The sequence below is a fragment of the Lutibacter oricola genome (genome assembly GCF_900106565.1).
In the GTDB taxonomy this organism is placed as follows: domain Bacteria; phylum Bacteroidota; class Bacteroidia; order Flavobacteriales; family Flavobacteriaceae; genus Lutibacter; species Lutibacter oricola.
The window spans coordinates 77,828-97,341 of sequence record NZ_FNNJ01000004.1; the positions used below are offsets into that span (position 1 = coordinate 77,828).

Sequence of the window (19,514 nt, forward strand, 5' to 3'; positions counted from 1 at the left end):
GTGCTGAACAGAAATGTTCGGCACTTTTTTTTTAACTTTTAATTAAATCATATGGAAACTAGAGCAAAAGCTTTTTTTAAAGAAGCAAATAAAAAATTAAATTTAGCAAAGGAAGAATTATTTAAACCATCTGAAAATTTATTAAGTTATTCGGTTTGTAAAAATTCGCAATTTGCCATAGAGAATTATTTAAAAGGTTTTTTAATTAAGAATGGTGTTAAGCTAGAAAAAGAAGAAACTATCGAAAATTTAATGCAGAAGTGCATTGAAGTAGATAAAGATTTTCAAAAAATAGATTTAACTGCAATTAGCTGTAAAGGCTCTAAAATTGATTCTAGATATTGTGCTGAAATTGAAACAGTAAGTGCTTGTTACGATGCCGCAGATCAAATAGATACCTATTTAAATAAAATAAAAGCGATATAATCTAGCTTTTTTTCATTTGACATCGTAAAAACTTACCTTACATTTGTTTAAAACAGTAATACTATGAATTATATTTTATTTGACGGTACCGCACGTAATGCATTATTGCCGTTAACGTATACAAAACCTGTTGCAGAATTGCGAGTAGGTATTTTAACTATTCGCCAAAAGTGGGAGAAATACTTAGGTTTTACAACTACTACTTTAACTGAAGAATATTTAGAAGAAAAATATCCTATGGTTGAAATGGAGCAGAATGTTATGGTGAATGCGTCATTTTTGCCTTCAGAAATATTAGTAGAAAAAATTACTGAGTTAAAGGAAAATCAAGCATTGTTTTATGGTGAAGAGGTAATTGCATTTTACACTACAGAAAACCAAGAAGAAGTTGATTTTGATGCCTACGAGCAACTAGAGTTTAAGGAAGAAGTTTTACAAATTAAGAATACGTGGGATATTTTCTCATTAAATGATAAAGCTATAAAAGCTGATTTCGATTTAATTACTGAAGGAAGAAAATCTCAGCCAATTCCAGAAGGAGTTCAAGTTATTAATAAAGAAAATATTTTTATTGAAGAAGGAGCGGAGGTGTTGTTTTCTACATTAAATGCAACCGATGGACCAATTTATATTGGCGAAGAAGCTTCTATAATGGAAGGATGTTCTGTTAGAGGACCTTTTGCCATTTGTGAGCATTCAGCTTTAAAAATGGGAGCAAAAATTTATGGAGGTACAACCGTTGGACCACATTGTAAAGTAGGTGGTGAGGTTAATAACTCTGTATTAATGGGCTACTCGAATAAAGGTCACGATGGATTTTTAGGTAATTCAGTTCTTGGAGAATGGTGTAACTTAGGTGCAGACACAAACAATTCCAATTTAAAAAACAATTATGCACCTGTTCGTTTATGGAGTTACGAAACTGAAGGTTTTGCAAAAACGGGTTTACAGTTTTGTGGCTTAATTATGGGCGATCATTCAAAATGTGGTATTAACACTATGTTTAATACTGGTACGGTTATAGGAGTTAGTTCAAATATATTTGGAACAGGTTTTCCACGCAACTTTGTACCATCATTTAGTTGGGGTGGAGCTTCTGGTTTTACAACGTATTTAACTAAAAAAGCAATTGAAACAGCAAAAATTGTAATGGCAAGAAGAGGTATTGAACTAGATGAAGTTGAAGAACGAATTTTTGAAAAAGTTTTTGAATTATCTGATTCTTATAGAAATTATTAAGTATTGTTTATTGAATACAAAAAAAGAGCAAAGATTTTAATAATAAATCTTTGCTCTTTTTTTATGTTATTATTAAAATTAGCTTTTGTTCTTAAAACTACCAGAGCCAATTTTAGATGCTTTTTCAATAGTTGGGTTTCCTGTATAACTTACATCTCCAGAACCTACAATACTTGCTTTAATTTCATTTTCAGCATGTACTTTTACATTTCCAGATCCTGCAATGCTTATATTTACAATATTCGATTTTAAATCGTAAGCATTTAAATTTCCAGATCCAGCTAAACTAGCTTTTAAATTATCTGTTTCACCTTTTAAATTTAAGTTTCCAGACCCAGCTATACTAAGTCCAGTTTTTTTACTGTTTAGTATTAAATCTATATTTCCAGAACCAGCCATAGAAATAGCAAATGTGTTGTTGTTTATTACATCATCAGAAAAAATATTTCCAGAACCAGCTAAAGATAATTTATCAAATTCTTCAAAAGTAACTGTAATTTTTATTGGTTTATTAGAACGCAAATTAAATCTGTCTTTTGGTTTAATTTTTAATTTACCATTCTCCGTTTCAGTTACAATATATTCTAATAGATTTTCGTAAGCAGTTACAGTAATTTTGCCTTCTTTACCTTTAATAAGTTCAATGTCAAAACTTCCTGAAACTGAAATTTTTTCAAAGTCTGAAACATTTCTTGTTTCGGTTTTTATGTTGCCGCTTCCTTTTATTTTTTTATTCCATTGTGCATTTGCAGATATGCAAATAAATAATGCTAGAATTGATATTGATAATTTCATAGTTAGTAGTTTAGTTTTTTAATGTAATATTTCCGTAACTGGTTTTTAAGTTTATGCTACTTCCAGAGTTTTCTGTTCCAAAATAACCTTCGTAATATTTAGAGCTATTTTCTTTTATTTGTTTGTTAAAAGTAAAGCCATCTCCATATTTAATGCTTCCATAACTAGAAGATGCTATTATATTAAAGTTTGCATTGTTATTAACACCAACTTTTACACCAGCATATTCAGCATCTATTTTAAGTTTTTTAAACTGAGGACCTAAATCATTAATACTAATACCTCCATAATCTACAGAGAAATCTCCAGATCCGCTTAGTTTACCAATGCTAACTTTTAAATAGTCTGTATTTCCATTAGCATTACCTGCGTTATCAATTGTTAAACTTCCATAGTCACAGTTAAAATCTAAATCTACTACCATTCCAAAAGAAATTTTCGAGTAATCAGCATTTAATTTGGTTCTACCAGAGCGCTCAAGATGTAGCGTAGAATAGTCCGCATTAATGGCTCCATCCTTCATAAAATCAATTTGAGAATTATTAGTATAGTCAATATTAATATTGTTTTCAGAGTTTAATAATTCACCAAGGTTAATTTTACCGTAGTCAACATTAAATTTAGTTTTACCTTCAATTTTATCTAGGTTTACATTACCATAGTCGTTATAAACTTCTAGGTTATTGGTAACAGGTAAAGAAATTTTATAATTAACTTCAATATTAATATTGTTGTTTTTACCAAACCAACTCCAAGAATTTGAATGCTTTTCAATTTCAGTTTTGGCTGAAACAAAACTGCTACTTGCATCAAAATCTACATCAATTTGCTCTAATCTTCGTTCAACTTTTTCTTCGTCGTTTCCGTTTGTAGTTATACTAACTGTAATAAATATTTTATTAGAATTAGAACTAACAATATCTATATTACCATACTTATTGTCTACTTTAAAAGTGGCATTTTTATTTACGGTATATTCCTTTTTAATTACTTTGTTTTTTGTGTATTTACCTCTTTCGGTAGCTAACAGTGTTAGCGGTACAAAAAGTAAAAAAAGTAATGTTTTATACATATATTTCATTGTTTTGTTGTTTTAACTGTTTAACATTTTCAATTTGTTGCAAAAGTGTTTGCAATAGTTCAATACGTTGCTGAAAATTGGAGATCATAGCGTAAATAATTCGCTTATCTTCAGTACTTTCTTTGAGCTCAAAAGTAAGTGCTTGGTATTGAGTTTCTAATTTATTTAATTGATGAAGTGCATCATTTATTAATTGTTCATTGTCTGTGTTTCGTTCTAATTCTATTGTTTCAAGTTCTTTTTCAATGGTTGAAACAAAATAACTTTGAGTTTCTTCCATTTCATTTGAAATTTGAGCTAATTCAACTCCTTTTGAGTTTGAAATATTACCACCAATCCAAATACCAACAAGTAAAATTATTGATGCTGCTACTGAAATAAGAGAGTATAATTTAACCTTACTTTTTGGAGCTTCTTTTTTAGCATTTAATTTAGATTCAAATCTGTTGAAATGCCCAATAGTTGGTTCTTCAATATCAAATTGATTTTCAAGTTGTTCGAATATGTTTTCTATATTGTCTTTCATTTTACTGAACTAATAATTGTCTTAATTTATTTTTTGCTCTAGAAACAGTGGTTCTACTGTTTTCATAACTTATTTCCATTATTTGAGCAATTTCTTCATAATCATACCCTTCAATTAAATTTAGCGTAAGTGCAACTTTGTAATTTGTTTTAAGTTGAGATACTTTATTTAATATTTGGGCTGCATTTACAGGTTCAAAACTTTCTGTTTTTTCATCACTTAATTTTACTTCAACCTTTTCTAATGGCACTACATCTAATCTACTGTTCTTTTTTATTGAAGTAATACTATTGTTTACCACAATTCTTTTTAACCAAGCACCAAACGAAACGTTTTCGCTAAACGAATCTAATTTTGTAAAAGCAGCTAAAAAAGAATCTTGCATAATATCTTCTGCTTCAAATTTGTCACCAACTATTCTATGTGCTGTGTTATACATAGCTTTATAGTATAGTTTGTAAATTTCAAACTGAGCCGCTTGATCTCCTTTTTTACAGCGTTTTATTAGTTGGTTGTTATGTTGGTTTTCTACCTTCAAAAATCTGATTTCTATTAAAAAGACTCGTTAAAATTTAAACTGTTACACTTTTAAATAAAAATACTAAAAAAATGTGTTGAAATTTAAATTGTTTTGGCACAACAATTGAAAAATAATAAAGAGAAGGCGTTGTTATGTATTTGTAATTCGCTGTTAATTAGATAAATAGAATAATTTTGAAATTGATTTTATTAGCTAGCTATAAAAATGAATGACAAAATGACCTTATAATAAACTATGAGTAAATCAAAATTTTTAAAATTAGACAATATGTCATTAGAGCATGTTTTAGATGAAGATGCAGATTTAATACCGTTAATGACTCCTGAAGATGAAGAGGAAATAAATAAAGAAGATGTTCCTGATGTTTTGCCAATATTACCTTTAAGAAATACGGTATTATTTCCGGGTGTTGTAATTCCAATTACAGCAGGTAGAGATAAGTCTATTCAGCTTATAAAAGAAGCAAACAAAGGAAACAAAACAATTGGTGTAGTTGCTCAAAAGAACGAAAGTATAGAAGACCCAACTATTAATGATATATACAAAGTAGGTACTGTAGCTCGTATTTTGCGTATGCTAAAAATGCCTGATGGTAACACTACAGTTATAATTCAAGGTAAAAAGCGTTTTGAAGTAGACCAATTTGTTCAAGAAGAACCATACATACAAGCAACAACAAAAGGGCGAGTTGAAGATAGATCTAATGAAAAGGAGCCAGAATTTGACGCTATTATAGAGTCGATAAAGGAGATGTCTGTTAAGATTATTAAAGAGAATCCTAATTTACCTTCTGAAGCTTCTTTTGCAATTAAAAACATTGAAAGCAAACCGTTTTTAATCAATTTTGTTTCTTCTAATATGAACTTAAAAGTAGAGGAGAAGCAAGAGTTACTTGAAACCACCAATTTAAAGGAAAGAGCTTTATTGACTTTAAAGAAAATGGATGCTGAACTTCAACGTTTAGAATTGCGTAATGATATTCAATCTAAAACGCGTACTGATATGGACCAGCAACAGCGTGAATATTATTTACACCAGCAGTTAAAAACAATTCAAGAAGAATTAGGTGGAGTTTCATACGATGAGGAATTGGATGAAATGCGTCAAAAAGCAAAATCTAAAAAATGGAACGATGAAGTAAAAGCAGCTTTTGAAAAAGAGTTAGGAAGACTTCAACGTATGAATCCGCAAGTAGCAGAATATTCTGTGCAACGCAATTATTTAGATTTATTACTTGAATTACCTTGGAATGAATTTTCAGAAGATTTATTTGATCTAAAAAGAGCTCAAAAAATATTAGATAGAGATCACTTTGGATTAGAAAAAGTAAAAGAGCGTATTATAGAACATTTAGCTGTGTTAAAGCTAAAGGGAGATATGAAATCGCCTATAATTTGTTTATATGGTCCTCCAGGTGTTGGTAAAACTTCATTAGGAAAATCTATTGCAGAATCTTTAGGTAGAAAGTATGTGCGTATGTCTTTAGGTGGTGTGCGTGATGAAGCTGAAATACGTGGACATAGAAAAACATATATTGGAGCAATGCCTGGTAGAATTATAAAAGATTTGAAAAAGGCAGGAACTTCAAACCCAGTTTTTGTTTTAGATGAAATTGATAAATTAGCTTCATCTAGCCATAATGGAGATCCTTCTTCAGCAATGTTAGAAGTACTGGATCCAGAACAAAACACAACTTTTTACGATAATTATTTAGAATTAGATTACGATTTATCAAAAGTATTATTTGTTGCTACAGCAAACAGTTTATCTACTATTCCTTGGGCATTAAGAGATAGAATGGAAATAATTAACGTAACAGGTTATACAATTGAAGAAAAGGTTGAAATAGCTAAAAGGCATTTATTACCAAAACAATTAAAAGAGCACGGCTTAACAAAAGAGCATATTGCAATAGGTAAAAAAGAATTAGAAAAAATAGTTGTTGCTTATACTCGTGAATCTGGGGTTAGAGGATTAGAAAAAATGATTGCTAAAATGGTGCGTTATGCAGCTAAATCTATAGCAATGGAAGAAGATTACGATGTAAAAGTATCTATAGAAACTATAGAAAAAGTTTTAGGAGCTTCACATTTAGAGCGCGATAAGTACGAGAGTAATGATGTTGCTGGGGTAGTTACAGGTTTAGCTTGGACAAGTGTAGGAGGAGATATTTTGTTTATTGAATCTATCATTTCCAAAGGAAAAGGGTTGTCTATTACAGGTAATTTAGGAAAGGTAATGAAAGAATCTGCAACAATTGCAATGGAATACATTAAAGCAAATGCTGAAGATTTTGGAATTAAACCTAAAGTTTTAGACGAATATAAGGTACATATTCACGTTCCTGAAGGTGCAACTCCAAAAGATGGACCAAGTGCTGGTATAACTATGTTAACCTCATTAGTATCTGTATTTACACAGCGTAAGGTGAAGAATAAATTAGCAATGACGGGTGAAATTACTTTAAGAGGTAAAGTTTTACCTGTTGGTGGAATTAAAGAAAAAATATTAGCTGCTAAAAGAGCAAATATTAAAGAGTTAATTTTATGTGCTAGTAACCAAAAAGATGTTGAAGAAATTAAAGCGTCTTATTTAAAAGGATTGAAGTTTCATTATGTTACTGAAATGAGTGAAGTAATTGATATTGCACTAACAAAACAAAAAGTTAAGAACGCAAAAAAAATATAAATACTAAGTAGTATTATAACAAAAAAAGCAGCCATTTGGGCTGCTTTTTTGTTTTTGTAGACTTTTTTAAATTTTTCTAATATCTAAAATACGCCCATTAGTTAATTCACCTTTAAAATCTAATTCAATAATTTTTTTAGCTACAAATGAAGGTGTGAATAGCTGATTATTTTCATAGAGTTCTTTAAATTTTATAACAGCTTTAAATTCTTTAGTGCTAGTGCTTCTAATTTTTGCTTGCATATCGGTATCTACAACACCAGGATAAATAGAAACAATGTTAGCGCCATTAATTTGGTTTTCTTGTTCTTTAGCAACAACTTTGGTCATCATATCAATACCTGCTTTTGAGGAGCAATACATAGCCCAACTTTCATAAGGTGTAATTGCAGCTCCAGAAGAAATATTGAAAATTTGTTTTTTACAATCCCAGTTTTTTGTGTTTTTAATAAATTGCGATGTTATAATTAAAGGCGCCGTTATGTTTAAAGACATAGTATAACTAATATCTGAAGCATCAATCTTGTCTAATCTATTTATTTCACCTAAATAACCAGCATTGTTTATAAGCGTAATGTTTTTAGTGTTTTCAGCATCTAATTGATTAAATATTTTATTTAAAATAGGTTCAATATTTTCTGAATTACTTAAATCGCATTTGTAATGTTCAATAGAATATAATTTTTCTATTTTACTTCTAGATATTGAAATAACTCTGTAACCTTGTTTGTGATATTCTTTGGCAAGTCCAAGCCCTAAACCTTTGCTTCCGCCAGTGATAATTAATATTTTTTCCATTTATTTTTTAATAGTTTGTTCGTAGATTTTAATCCAATTTTTAACAGTTAATTTTTGCATTAATTCAGCAATTAAATCAAAAGGAATTTCTTCAGCTTTTTTAAATCGAATACAACTTTTACCCATATCTAATTTACGTTTACAATGTTTTGGGTACTCTGCAACAAACCAATCTAATATTTCTGGACTAGCATAAATTCCAGAATGGTAAAGTGCAATAAAATTTTTTTGTGAAGCTATATTTGTAAAGGGTAGAGGTAAGTTTGTGTCGCAATGGTAACCATCCGGATATAAGCTTTTGGGTACAACATAACCAATCATTCCGTAGCTCATTTGTTCTTCAAAACCTTTTGGAATATTATCTAAAATAGTTTGTCGTAATTTTTTAAAATAAGGTATTCTATCTTCAGGAATTTGAGCAATATACTCATCTGGATTATTGGCTTTAATTTGCATAGTTGTAGTAATTAAAAATTGAGAATTTCAAATTACGAAATCTATTTTAATTTTTATGTAGTTGTTAAAATTAGTTGAAAATTGTAAATATTATGTTATTTCTGGGGAAGCAAAAATCTATTAAGCCACTAGTTGTAGATTCCTGCCTTCGCAGGAATGACAAAAAATACTATTGATAGAACTTTTTAGATTCGTTCCAAAAAACATCCATTTCAGCTAAAGACATATCGTGTAATTCTTTGCCTAATTTTTTAGCCTCAGTTTCTAAATATTGAAATCTGTTTATAAATTTTTTATTGGTGCGTTCTAAGGCATTTTCAGGATTTACATTGATAAATCGAGAGTAATTTATCATTGAAAATAATACATCTCCAAATTCAGATTCTATTTTATTGGTGTTGCCTTTTTTAATTTCTTCGTTAAGTTCAGCTAATTCTTCTTGAACTTTTTCCCAAACTTGTTCAGGTTTTTCCCAGTCAAAACCTACTCCAGCAACTTTGTCTTGAATTCTGTTTGCTTTTACCATAGCCGGTAAAGATTTTGGAACTCCTTCCAAAACAGATTTTTTGCCTTCTTTTAATTTAAGTTGTTCCCAATTTTTTTTAACATCTTCTTCGTCTTTCACTTTAACATTGCTGTAAATATGTGGGTGACGGTGAATTAATTTTTCTGAAATGCCATTGGCAACATCAGCAATGTCAAAATCGTTAGTTTCAGAACCTATTTTAGAGTAAAAAACAATATGTAAAAGTAAGTCTCCTAATTCTTTTTTTACTTCTTCTAGGTCATTTTCTAAAATTGCGTCACCTAACTCATAAGTTTCCTCAATAGTTAAATGACGCAATGTTTGTAATGTTTGTTTTTTATCCCAAGGACATTGAGTACGCAACTCATCCATTATGGTTAATAACCTGTCAAATGCTTTAAGTTGTTGTTCTCGGGTATTCATTTTTTATGCTTCTTCAGTTTCTTCTTCCTCTTGAATTGCTGTGAAATCAAAGTTTTTAGAAGCTAATAAGTTATACCATTGTATTACTTTTTTAATGTTTGAAGTGTAAACACGTTCTTCATCAAAGTTTGGTAAAATTTCTCTAAAGTATGAGGTTAATACTTTACCACTTTCTTTATGGCTTAAAGCTTCTTTTCCACCTTCTTTTTCTCCAATACTTTTTAAAATAATGCGTAGAGGTACTTCCTCTTCGTATGTATAAATAGCAATTTCGTTTAATGCACTAAGGTTATGTGTAATTGTTACTGGAATTTTTTTGTTATCAATTAATGATTGTACAATAATTCCACCCTTAGATTGTGCTTTAATTTCGTATAAACCTGGTTTACCGTTAATTGCTACTATGTCTTTTAACTCCATATAATTATCTTCTTTTTAATAAAGGAAACTTCATTCTATAATCAGCTTTTACTTTTCCTTTTGAAATATTTTCTAATTTCTTTTTGATTAATCGTTTTTTTAATGATGAAATTTTGTCTGTAAATAAAATCCCTTCAATGTGGTCATATTCGTGTTGAACAACTCTTGCTGCTAAACCAGTTAAGGTTTCTGTATGCATTTTAAAGTTTTCGTCTTGATATTCAATAGTTATAGTTTCTTCTCTAAAAACATCTTCTCTAACATCAGGTATGCTTAAGCAACCTTCACTAAAAGGCCATTCTTCACCTTCTTCACTTAATATGGTAGCGTTTATAAATACCTTATTAAAATCTTTTAAAAATAGTTGCTCTTCTTCACTTAAATCTGGATCTTCAGCAAAAGGAGATGTATCAACTAAAAATAAACGGATTGCTTTACCAATTTGTGGAGCAGCTAAACCAACACCTTGTGCATTGTACATGGTGTCTTTCATATTTGCAATAAGCTCTGTTAAATTAGGATAATCTTTATCGATGTCTGTTCCAACTTTTCTTAAAACTGGATCTCCATAAGCTATAATTGGTAAAATCATTTTCTTTGTTTTTGAGTTTGCAAAAGTACAAATTTATACTTGAAACTAAAAAGTTGTATAGTAAAAGTAATAATTGTATTTACGATAGTTGTTTAGCCATCCATTTATAAAAGTCCATATAAATAAACATTATTTTAAATAACTTAACTCCGTTAGGAACTCGATCTTTAAAATTTTTGTCAATTTCTAAAACTTCGTAGTGGTTTTCTAAATTTAAATGCTCGAACTTATGATTAGAAAAAGACAGCTTATTTTTATATGGAAGTTTTCCAAAATCGGCAAAGTTATGCTCTTTAGCGTACCAGGCATCAGACATCATAAAAATATAATCATCTTTATTGGTAGTTTCAGATAGCATTCTTGCAGTTCTTCTAGTCCATTTTGTTTGTGCTTCTTCTTCGGTTTTATAATGTGTAAAATGTAATTCAATATCGCCTAAAAGCGCTAAAGGATATGTAATATTTCGGTTTTTATACTTGCTTTCAGTAACAAAATTTAGAGGTAAACTCATATAATGGTCAAAGTTAGAAAGTAGTTTTATATAGCAATCACCATAAAAACCAATACTTATAAAAGGTGAATTATAAGGGCGCTCTAGCCATTGATAAATAGAACCTGCCCAGCAATTATCACAAACAATTACAAATTTCTTGTCTTTTAGTAATTCAATGTCACGTTTGCTATATTTTTTTTTATTGAAGACCCTATATTTTCTTCTAATAAAAACAACTAGTTTTCTAAATATATTATTTCTCATTTTTGTTCTAAATACGTTTGTAAAATTATTGTGGCACTAATTTCATCAATTAAGGCTTTGTTTTGTCGTTGTTTTTTCTTCAATCCACCATCAATCATACTCTGGAAAGCCATTTTAGACGTAAAACGTTCATCAACTCTTACAATAGGTATTTTAGGAAATGTAGATTTTAATTTTTGAATAAAAATTTTAATAAATTGTTCACTTTCACTAGCTGTATTATTCATTTGTTTAGGTTCCCCAACTACAAATAATTCAACATTTTCACTTTTTAAATACTTAGTTAAGTATGAAAATATTTCTTTAGTATTAACTGTTGCTAGGCCAGAAGCAATTATTTGCAATTCATCTGTAACAGCTAAGCCTGTTCGTTTTGTTCCGTAATCAAATGCTAGTATGCGTGCCAAAATTTTACATAAATTTTAAAATTGTGCAAATTTAATCATTTTAAAGAGTATAACGATATAAATAATATATTTGTGAAAAATTACAATTAAGAGTACATGAAAGATATTAGAGAACTTATTGAAAACGCTTGGGAAAATAGAGAATTACTAAAAGACGAAGCTGTTCAAAAAACTATAAGAGAAGTAGTTGGAATGCTTGACGCAGGAACTTTACGTGTTGCTGAACCAATTGAGGGTGGATGGCAAGTTAACGAATGGGTTAAAAAAGCTGTGGTTATGTATTTTCCAATTCAGAAAATGGAAACAATAGAAGTGGGTTGTTTTGAATATCACGATAAAATTCCATTAAAAACAGGATATAAAGAAAAAGGAATTAGAGTGGTACCTCACGCTGTTGCTCGTCACGGTTCTTATATTTCTGCAGGTACTATTTTAATGCCAAGTTATGTAAACATTGGAGCTTATGTAGATGAAGGTACAATGGTAGATACTTGGGCAACTGTAGGTAGTTGTGCTCAAATTGGTAAAAACGTTCATTTAAGTGGTGGTGTTGGTATAGGTGGTGTTTTAGAACCATTACAAGCTGCGCCGGTAATTATTGAAGATAATGTTTTTGTTGGTTCACGATGTATAGTTGTAGAAGGTGTACATGTTGAAACTGAAGCTGTTTTAGGAGCAGGTGTAGTTTTAACTATGAGCACAAAAATTATTGATGTAACTGGTCCAGAACCAATTGAAATGAAAGGTAGAGTTCCTGCTCGTTCAGTTGTTATTCCAGGAAGTTATAAAAAACAATTCCCAGCAGGAGAATTTAATGTTCCTTGCGCAATGATAATTGGTAAACGTAAAGAGAGTACTAATAAAAAGACTTCATTAAACGACGCTTTAAGAGATAACGAGGTTGCAGTTTAAAAGTATATAATTCAATTAACAACGTAAAAATCCTACTTTATTTATATGAAGTGGGATTTTTTATTGAAATAAATTACTGTAAAACAATATATTTGCATTCTTAAATTTTTTATTTAATGAATGTTGAAATTTTAAACAGTTTAAAATCGCTAAAAAATCAAGAGATTATATTGTATCCAACAGATACAGTTTGGGGGTTAGGTTGCGATGCAACTAGTGAAAAAGCAGTTGAAAAAATATTTACGTTAAAACAACGTTCAGAAAGTAAAAGCTTAATTATTTTAGTTTCAAGTATTAAAATGTTGCAAAACTATATTTCTAATATACCGGTTGCAGTATTACAATTGCTAAAATCTGTTGAAAAACCAACTTCAATAATATACGCTAACCCTACAGGGTTAGCTAAAAATGTAATAGCGGCAGACAACACAGTTGCTATTAGAATACCGAACAATAAGTTTTGTAAAGAGTTAATTCAACAATTTGGAAAACCTATTGTTTCAACTTCAGCAAATATTAGTGGATTTGAAACCCCAAAAAGTTTTTCTGAAATAAGTGAAACAGTTTTGGATAGCGTACACTATGTTGTAAATTTGCAACAAGAAGAAAAAAATGAAAAGTCTTCAACTATTTTAAAGATTGAAGAAAATGGAGAAATAACTGTTCTTCGCCCTTAATTTATGTCAAAAAATACTATATACACAGATGCGTTACAGCATCCAGTTTTTAATTATATTAAACAAGCCGCAAACGAATTACAAATAGATTCTTATGTAATTGGCGGTTTTGTGCGCGATTTTATTTTAAAAAGAGGAAAAGCAAAAGATGTTGATGTTGTTGCTATAGGAAGTGGTATTGAATTGGCTAAAAAAGTAGCCGAATTATTACCAAATAAACCAAAAGTTCAAGTTTTTAAAACTTACGGTACAGCAATGTTACGTTTTGACGATTTAGAAGTTGAATTTGTTGGTGCGAGAAAAGAATCTTATACTGAAGATAGTAGAAATCCTATTGTTGAAGATGGTACTTTAGAAGATGATCAAAATAGGAGAGATTTTACCATAAATGCGTTGGCTTTAAGTTTAAACGAGGCTAATTATGGCGAATTATTAGATCCTTTTGATGGAATAGGAGATATGGAACGAAAGCTAATTAAAACTCCTTTAGATCCTGATATTACGTACTCTGATGATCCTTTGCGTATGTTACGTGCCATTCGATTTGCTACACAACTAGATTTTAAAATTGATGATGAATCGTTAAATTCAATTACAAAAAATGCAGAAAGAATTGACATAATTACGCGTGAAAGAATTGTTGTTGAAATAAATAAAATATTAGAATCTCCAAAACCTTCAATCGGGTTTTTATTGTTGAATAAAACCAATTTATTAGAACGTTTTTTACCAGAACTTTCTGCTTTAAAGGGAGTTGATGAGGTGGAAGGGCAGAAACATAAAGATAATTTTTATCATTCTTTAGAAGTAGTAGATAATATTGTTCCAAATACAGATGACCTTTGGTTGCGTTGGGCCGCATTGTTACACGATATTGGTAAGGCTCCTACTAAAAAGTTTGATAAGGTTGTTGGGTGGACTTTTCATGCACACGAATTTGTAGGATCTAAAATGGTGTACAAATTATTTAAAAGGTTAAAAATGCCTTTGAATGAGAAAATGAAATTTGTGCAAAAAATTGTAATGTTAAGTTCAAGACCAATTGTATTAGCTTCAGATGTTACAGATTCTGCTGTAAGAAGATTAGTTTTTGATACTGGCGATGATATTGATAGTTTAATGACTTTATGCGAAGCCGATATAACAACTAAAAATCCTCATAAGTTTCAAAAATACCATAACAATTTTAAAATTGTTCGTGAAAAAATTAAAGAAGTAGAAGAGCGTGATCACGTTCGTAATTTTCAACCACCAATTTCTGGAGAGTTAATTATGGAAACTTTTAATTTAAAACCTTGTAGAGAAATTGGCCAAATTAAAGATGCTATTAAAGAAGCAATTTTAGATGGTAAAATTGCGAATGATTACGACGAAGCTTTTGCTTTTATGTTAGAAAGAGCCGAGAAATTAGGACTAAAAAAAGCTTAAAAAAATGTCATTCTGAATTGATGTGAAGAATCTTAAGATTTTTAGTTTCACTCAAAATGACATTTATATTATATAGATTCCTGCCTTCGCAGGGATGACAGTTACTTATGAAAATGATGATAAATAAGATGAGATTCTGAAAAAAAAATCAGAATGTAACTCACGAACTTAACTCTTTTAGGTTATTTAATATAAATAGCTATTTTTAAACGGTGTATCTTTAACTAACTACCAAAAACTAGTTACTAAAAACTAAAGAGACTGCATTGTAACCAGTTTGTAATATTCACCTTTGTTAGCTAAAAGTTCGTCGTGTTTACCTTGTTCAACAATTTCACCTTTGCGTAAAACCACAATTTTATCTGCATTTTGAATAGTAGATAAACGGTGTGCTATAACTAAAGAAGTTCTATTTTTAGTCATTTCTTCTAAAGCTTTTTGAACTAGTTGTTCACTTTCGGTATCTAAAGCAGATGTAGCTTCATCTAACACCATAATTGGTGGGTTTTTTAGAACAGCTCTCGCAATACTTAAACGTTGTTTTTGACCTCCAGATAAAGTGTTTCCGCTATCACCAATATTTGTTTCAAATTGCTCTGGTAAATTTTTAATAAACTCATAGGCATTTGCAACTTCGCTGGCTTTTAGAATATCTTCATCACTTGCGTGTTCTACACCTAAGCAAATATTATTTTTTACGCTATCGTTAAATAAAATAGAATCTTGAGTTACAATTCCCATTAAATTACGAAGCGATTTTTGTTTTAAATCTCTAATATCAGTTCCATCAATTTTAACAGCACCTTTATTTATATCGTAAAAGCGAGTAATTAAATTAGCTAAGGTAGATTTTCCACTACCAGATTGACCAACTAAAGCAACTGTTTCTCCTTTTTTAATGTCTAGAGAAAAGTTCTTTAAAACATATTCATCTCTATATTTAAATGAAATATCTTCAAAAGAAATAATATTTTCAAAAGTAGTTTTATCTAAAGCATTTTCTTTATCTACTATGGTATTTTTAGTATCAATAATAGAGAATATACGCTCAGCAGAAGCCGTTCCTTTTTGAATTTCATAAGAGGCAGTTGAAATAGCTTTCGCAGGGTTTAATACTAAATAAAATAAACCAATATAGCCGAAAAATTCTTCAGGTTTCATAGGGCTTGCATCAGTTAATACCAATCGACCACCAAAATATAGAATTGCAATTATTGTTGCTGATCCTAAAAACTCACTCATAGGAGAAGCCAATGTTTTACGGTGTAAAACACTATTCATTAAACTTTTAAATTTTGTTGTAGAATTAGTGAATTTACTACCAATTTTATCTTCAGCATTGAAACCTTTTATAACTCTTAAGCCAGTTAAGGTTTCTTCAATAAAAGAAACAAAATTACCAGTTTCTTGTTGCGCTAAAATAGAATTTGCTTTTAATTTTTTACCAACCATTGCAATTATTCCACCTGAAACAGGTAATAGTATAAATACAAATAAGGTTAATTTTACACTAATTGCAAACATAGAGATTAGCGTAAAAATTACAGTTAAAGGTTCACGTACAACAACTTCTAATTGTTTTAAGAATGAAAATTCAATTTCTTGAATATCAGAAGTCATACGAGCAATTATATCTCCTTTTTTCTTTTCAGAAAAGAAAGAAAGTGGTAAGATTAATATTTTATTATAAATACCATCTCGTAAATCTTTTGTTACTCCGTTTCTTAAAAAGTTTAAAAAGAAAGAGGCTAAATAACGAGATATATTTTTGAAGAAAAATAAACTAAATGATAAAATACAAATAAAAAGTAAGGCTTGTTCTATTCCTCCAGTATCAATTAACTCTGTTACCTTATAATTTAATGAACCACTTACATATTTATATATAGACGAAAAACCTGTATAAACAGGTTTTTCGTAAACTTTTTCTTCTTGACCAAACAAAATTCCTAAAACAGGAATAAATCCTAATACAGATAGTACATTAAATACAGCATATAAAATATTAAATATAATATTTAAAATGGCGAATTTTCTGTAGGGTTTGGTATATGATATAACTTTTTTAAAACTACTCATTAATTCAATTTCATTTCAGCAATAATACGCTGAATTTTAGTATCTAAACTAGCTTCAACTTCTTTTGCTTTTTCAATACAACATAATTCTTCTTTTACACTAAAGTAAAATTTAATTTTAGGTTCAGTTCCACTAGGTCTTGCAGCAACCTTAGTTCCATCTTCAGTATGGTAAATTAATACGTTAGATTTAGGAACATCTATACTTTCAACTTTTCCTGAAATTAAATTAGTTTTTGTTGAAGCATCATAATCGTATACATATGTTACGTTAGAACCATCAATTTGAGCAACTGGATTTTCACGTAAATCCACCATCATTTGAGCAATTTGTTCTGCTCCATCCATCCCTTTTTTAACAATGGCAATTAAATGCTCTTTGTACATATTGTTATCTACATAAATTTGTAATAACTCTTTATACATAGAACTACCTTTTGCTTTTGCTTGAGCTGCAATTTCACAAGCTAATAAAGTAGCAGTTACAGCATCTTTATCACGTACAAAATCGCCAACCATATAACCAAAACTTTCTTCACCACCACCAATAAAGTCTTGTTTTCCTTCAGCTTCACGAACCATTTTAGCAATCCATTTGAAACCTGTTAAACCAACTTTAGTTTCAACACCATAGCTATCAGCAATTTCGTTTACTAAGTTTGTAGAAACAATTGTAGAACCTACAAATTGTTTACCGTTTAATTTTCCTTCTTGCTTCCAGTTATTAATCAAGAAGTTTGTCATTAAACACATAGTTTGGTTACCGTTTAGTAACTTCATATTTCCTTCTAAATCTCTAACAGCGATACCTAATCTATCACAATCTGGATCAGTTCCAATAACTATATCTGCATTTATTTTTTCAGCTAAATCTGTAGCCATTTTTAATGCTGCTGGTTCTTCTGGATTCGGAGAAGCAACTGTTGGAAAATCTCCATTTGGTACACGTTGTTCTTCAACAATATTAACATCTGTATAACCAGCTTTTTCAAAAGCGTTAGGTATAGCTGTAATTGAAGTTCCGTGTAATGATGTGAATACTATTTTTAAATCATCTCTTCCTTTTGTTGCAGAAAAAGTTCCGTTTTTTACAGAAGCATCGATAAAAGCATTATCAACTTTTTCTCCAATAATTTCAATTAAATCTTCATTAGCATTAAATTTAATTTCAGAAAAGTCTAAGTTGTTAACTTCATTAATAATATCTCCATCTTGTGGAGGTACAATTTGTCCACCATCGGCCCAATAAACTTTGTAGCCATTATATTCTGGTGGATTGTGAGAAGCTGTTAATACAATACCAGCGTCGCACCCTAAGTGTTTTACTGAAAATGATAATTCTGGTGTAGCACGTAGGTCTTCAAATAAGAAAACTTTTATTCCGTTTGCAGAAAGTACATCTGCTACTAATTTACCAAAAGACTTACTGTTGTGGCGACAATCGAAAGCAATTGCAACTTTTAAGTCTTTATTAGGAAATGTTTTTATTAAATAATTAGATAATCCTTGTGTTGCTTTACCTAACGTATATTTATTAATTCGGTTGATTCCTGCACCCATAACTCCGCGCATTCCACCAGTACCAAATTCCATGTTTTTATAGAATCTATCTGCTAATTGATCTTGATCGTTATCAATTAAATTTTGAATTTCTTGCTGAGTTTCACTGTCAAAAGTGTCAGTTAACCAAAGTTGTGCTTTTTCTAAAATTGTGTTCATAGTTGTAAGGGTGTTTTTCTACGACAAAAATAAGATTTATAATAATAACATACATAAGTTTTTACTAAAACGTTATATGTTAATTTTATTTGAAATAGAATATCTTTTTTTGTCTTTATTAGTTCGTAAAACAATTTCGCCTAAAAAACCAGCTAAGAAAAATTGAGTTCCTATTACCATAGTTATCAGTGAAATATAAAATTCTGGACGTTGTGTTATTAATCTACCAGCTGTATCTATAAATAGTTTATCTATACCTAAATAGAAGGCAAATAGAAATCCAATTATAAACATAATTGTGCCTAATAAACCAAATAAATGCATAGGTCTTTTTCCAAATTTAGAAATAAACCAAATGGTAATTAAGTCTAAAAAACCATTTATAAACCTATCAATTCCAAATTTTGTAACGCCATACTTTCTTGCTTGGTGAATTACTACTTTTTCACCAATTTTATTAAAGCCAGCATTTTTTGCTAAAACAGGAATGTATCTGTGCATTTCGCCGTTAACATCAACGTTTTTTACAACTTCATTTTTATAGGCTTTTAGTCCACAATTAAAATCGTGTAGTTTTAAGCCAGAAGTTTTACGTGCTGCTGCGTTAAATAATTTTGAAGGTATATTTTTACGAATTTTAGAATCGTAACGTTTCTTTTTCCAACCAGAAATTAAATCAAATCCGTCTTTGGAAATAAGATTGTAAAGTTCTGGAATTTCATCTGGACTATCTTGTAAATCTGCATCCATAGTAATAACCACGTTACCTTTTACTTCTTTAAAACCAGCGTTTAAAGCTTGAGATTTTCCATAGTTTTTTTGAAACCGAATACCTTTTACATTTTTATCTTTTTCTGAAAGTTTTTCAATTACTTCCCAAGAAGTATCTGTACTACCATCATCTATAAAAAGTATTTCATAAGAATAGCAATTGGATTGCATAACTTTTGCAATCCAATTGTGTAATTCATTTAAAGATTCCTCTTCGTTAAGTAGTGGAATTACTACTGATATATCCATTTATG

Annotated in this window: 20 protein-coding genes; 6 read left to right on the plus strand and 14 right to left on the minus strand. The window is 29.7% G+C overall.

Annotated elements, in window-relative coordinates:
* Positions 1-51: 51 nt before the first annotated feature.
* Positions 52-426, plus strand: a complete 375-nt coding sequence (locus BLU40_RS09645) for a HEPN domain-containing protein (protein WP_090122830.1) — start codon at positions 52-54, stop codon at positions 424-426.
* Between the two features lie 63 nt (positions 427-489).
* On the plus strand, positions 490-1,665 hold the full coding sequence (locus tag BLU40_RS09650) for a GlmU family protein (protein WP_090122832.1): 1,176 nt from the start codon (positions 490-492) through the stop codon (positions 1,663-1,665).
* Between the two features lie 78 nt (positions 1,666-1,743).
* Here the strand turns inward: BLU40_RS09650 and BLU40_RS09655 are convergent, their stop codons facing one another.
* Genes BLU40_RS09655 through BLU40_RS09670 form a run of 4 tightly spaced genes read right to left on the minus strand, consistent with a single transcriptional unit; the run spans position 1,744 to position 4,605 of the window.
* Positions 1,744-2,460: a head GIN domain-containing protein gene (locus BLU40_RS09655; protein WP_090122834.1), complete on the minus strand. Its 717-nt coding sequence runs from the start codon at positions 2,458-2,460 to the stop codon at positions 1,744-1,746.
* 10 nt (positions 2,461-2,470) lie between these two features.
* On the minus strand, positions 2,471-3,541 hold the full coding sequence (locus BLU40_RS09660; RefSeq protein ID WP_090122836.1) for a hypothetical protein: 1,071 nt from the start codon (positions 3,539-3,541) through the stop codon (positions 2,471-2,473).
* A complete protein-coding gene (locus BLU40_RS09665; protein WP_090122838.1) occupies positions 3,525-4,067 on the minus strand; it encodes a hypothetical protein in 543 nt (180 codons plus the stop codon). The genes BLU40_RS09660 and BLU40_RS09665 overlap by 17 nt, the downstream gene beginning before the upstream one ends.
* A 1-nt stretch (position 4,068) precedes the next feature.
* On the minus strand, positions 4,069-4,605 hold the full coding sequence (locus BLU40_RS09670) for an RNA polymerase sigma factor (protein WP_090122840.1): 537 nt from the start codon (positions 4,603-4,605) through the stop codon (positions 4,069-4,071).
* 237 nt (positions 4,606-4,842) lie between these two features.
* On the opposite strand from BLU40_RS09670, the gene lon reads away from it, so the two are divergent.
* Complete coding sequence (gene lon, locus BLU40_RS09675) at positions 4,843-7,296, plus strand: endopeptidase La (RefSeq protein WP_090122842.1); 2,454 nt, start codon at positions 4,843-4,845, stop codon at positions 7,294-7,296.
* A 66-nt stretch (positions 7,297-7,362) separates the two neighbouring features.
* Here lon and BLU40_RS09680 read toward each other — a convergent pair whose 3' ends face one another.
* From BLU40_RS09680 to ruvX, 7 genes are all read right to left on the minus strand, one after another.
* Entirely contained in the window at positions 7,363-8,094 is a 732-nt protein-coding gene (locus tag BLU40_RS09680) for an SDR family NAD(P)-dependent oxidoreductase (RefSeq protein WP_090122844.1), read from the minus strand.
* Complete coding sequence (locus BLU40_RS09685) at positions 8,095-8,550, minus strand: DUF1801 domain-containing protein (RefSeq protein WP_090122846.1); 456 nt, start codon at positions 8,548-8,550, stop codon at positions 8,095-8,097. It lies immediately after the preceding gene.
* 169 nt (positions 8,551-8,719) lie between these two features.
* Positions 8,720-9,499 carry a nucleoside triphosphate pyrophosphohydrolase gene (mazG, locus tag BLU40_RS09690; RefSeq protein WP_090122848.1) on the minus strand — a complete coding sequence of 260 codons (780 nt, stop codon included), beginning with the start codon at positions 9,497-9,499 and terminating at the stop codon, positions 8,720-8,722.
* Between the two features lie 3 nt (positions 9,500-9,502).
* Positions 9,503-9,919, minus strand: a complete 417-nt coding sequence (locus BLU40_RS09695; protein WP_090122850.1) for a DUF5606 family protein — start codon at positions 9,917-9,919, stop codon at positions 9,503-9,505.
* 4 nt (positions 9,920-9,923) lie between these two features.
* Positions 9,924-10,511, minus strand: coding sequence for a peptide deformylase (gene def, locus BLU40_RS09700; protein ID WP_090122852.1), 588 nt, complete (start codon positions 10,509-10,511; stop codon positions 9,924-9,926).
* Between the two features lie 79 nt (positions 10,512-10,590).
* Positions 10,591-11,268, minus strand: coding sequence for a DUF1919 domain-containing protein (locus tag BLU40_RS09705; RefSeq protein ID WP_090122854.1), 678 nt, complete (start codon positions 11,266-11,268; stop codon positions 10,591-10,593).
* Positions 11,265-11,675: a Holliday junction resolvase RuvX gene (ruvX, locus tag BLU40_RS09710; protein ID WP_090122856.1), complete on the minus strand. Its 411-nt coding sequence runs from the start codon at positions 11,673-11,675 to the stop codon at positions 11,265-11,267. Before ruvX ends, BLU40_RS09705 begins: the two co-directional genes overlap by 4 nt.
* A gap of 96 nt (positions 11,676-11,771) precedes the next feature.
* Here ruvX and BLU40_RS09715 point away from each other — a divergent pair, with 96 nt between their 5' ends.
* From BLU40_RS09715 to BLU40_RS09725, 3 genes are all read left to right on the plus strand, one after another.
* Complete coding sequence (locus tag BLU40_RS09715; RefSeq protein ID WP_090122858.1) at positions 11,772-12,587, plus strand: 2,3,4,5-tetrahydropyridine-2,6-dicarboxylate N-succinyltransferase; 816 nt, start codon at positions 11,772-11,774, stop codon at positions 12,585-12,587.
* Positions 12,588-12,703: 116 nt separating this feature from the next.
* Positions 12,704-13,264, plus strand: a complete 561-nt coding sequence (locus BLU40_RS09720; protein WP_090122860.1) for an L-threonylcarbamoyladenylate synthase — start codon at positions 12,704-12,706, stop codon at positions 13,262-13,264.
* 3 nt (positions 13,265-13,267) lie between these two features.
* Entirely contained in the window at positions 13,268-14,692 is a 1,425-nt protein-coding gene (locus BLU40_RS09725; protein WP_090122861.1) for a CCA tRNA nucleotidyltransferase, read from the plus strand.
* A 252-nt stretch (positions 14,693-14,944) separates the two neighbouring features.
* Here BLU40_RS09725 and BLU40_RS09730 read toward each other — a convergent pair whose 3' ends face one another.
* From BLU40_RS09730 to BLU40_RS09740, 3 genes are all read right to left on the minus strand, one after another.
* Entirely contained in the window at positions 14,945-16,771 is a 1,827-nt protein-coding gene (locus tag BLU40_RS09730) for an ABC transporter ATP-binding protein (protein WP_090122863.1), read from the minus strand.
* Positions 16,771-18,489, minus strand: coding sequence for a phospho-sugar mutase (locus tag BLU40_RS09735; RefSeq protein WP_090122865.1), 1,719 nt, complete (start codon positions 18,487-18,489; stop codon positions 16,771-16,773). Before BLU40_RS09735 ends, BLU40_RS09730 begins: the two co-directional genes overlap by 1 nt.
* A 72-nt stretch (positions 18,490-18,561) precedes the next feature.
* Positions 18,562-19,509, minus strand: coding sequence for a glycosyltransferase family 2 protein (locus BLU40_RS09740; RefSeq protein WP_090122867.1), 948 nt, complete (start codon positions 19,507-19,509; stop codon positions 18,562-18,564).
* Positions 19,510-19,514 lie beyond the last annotated feature (5 nt).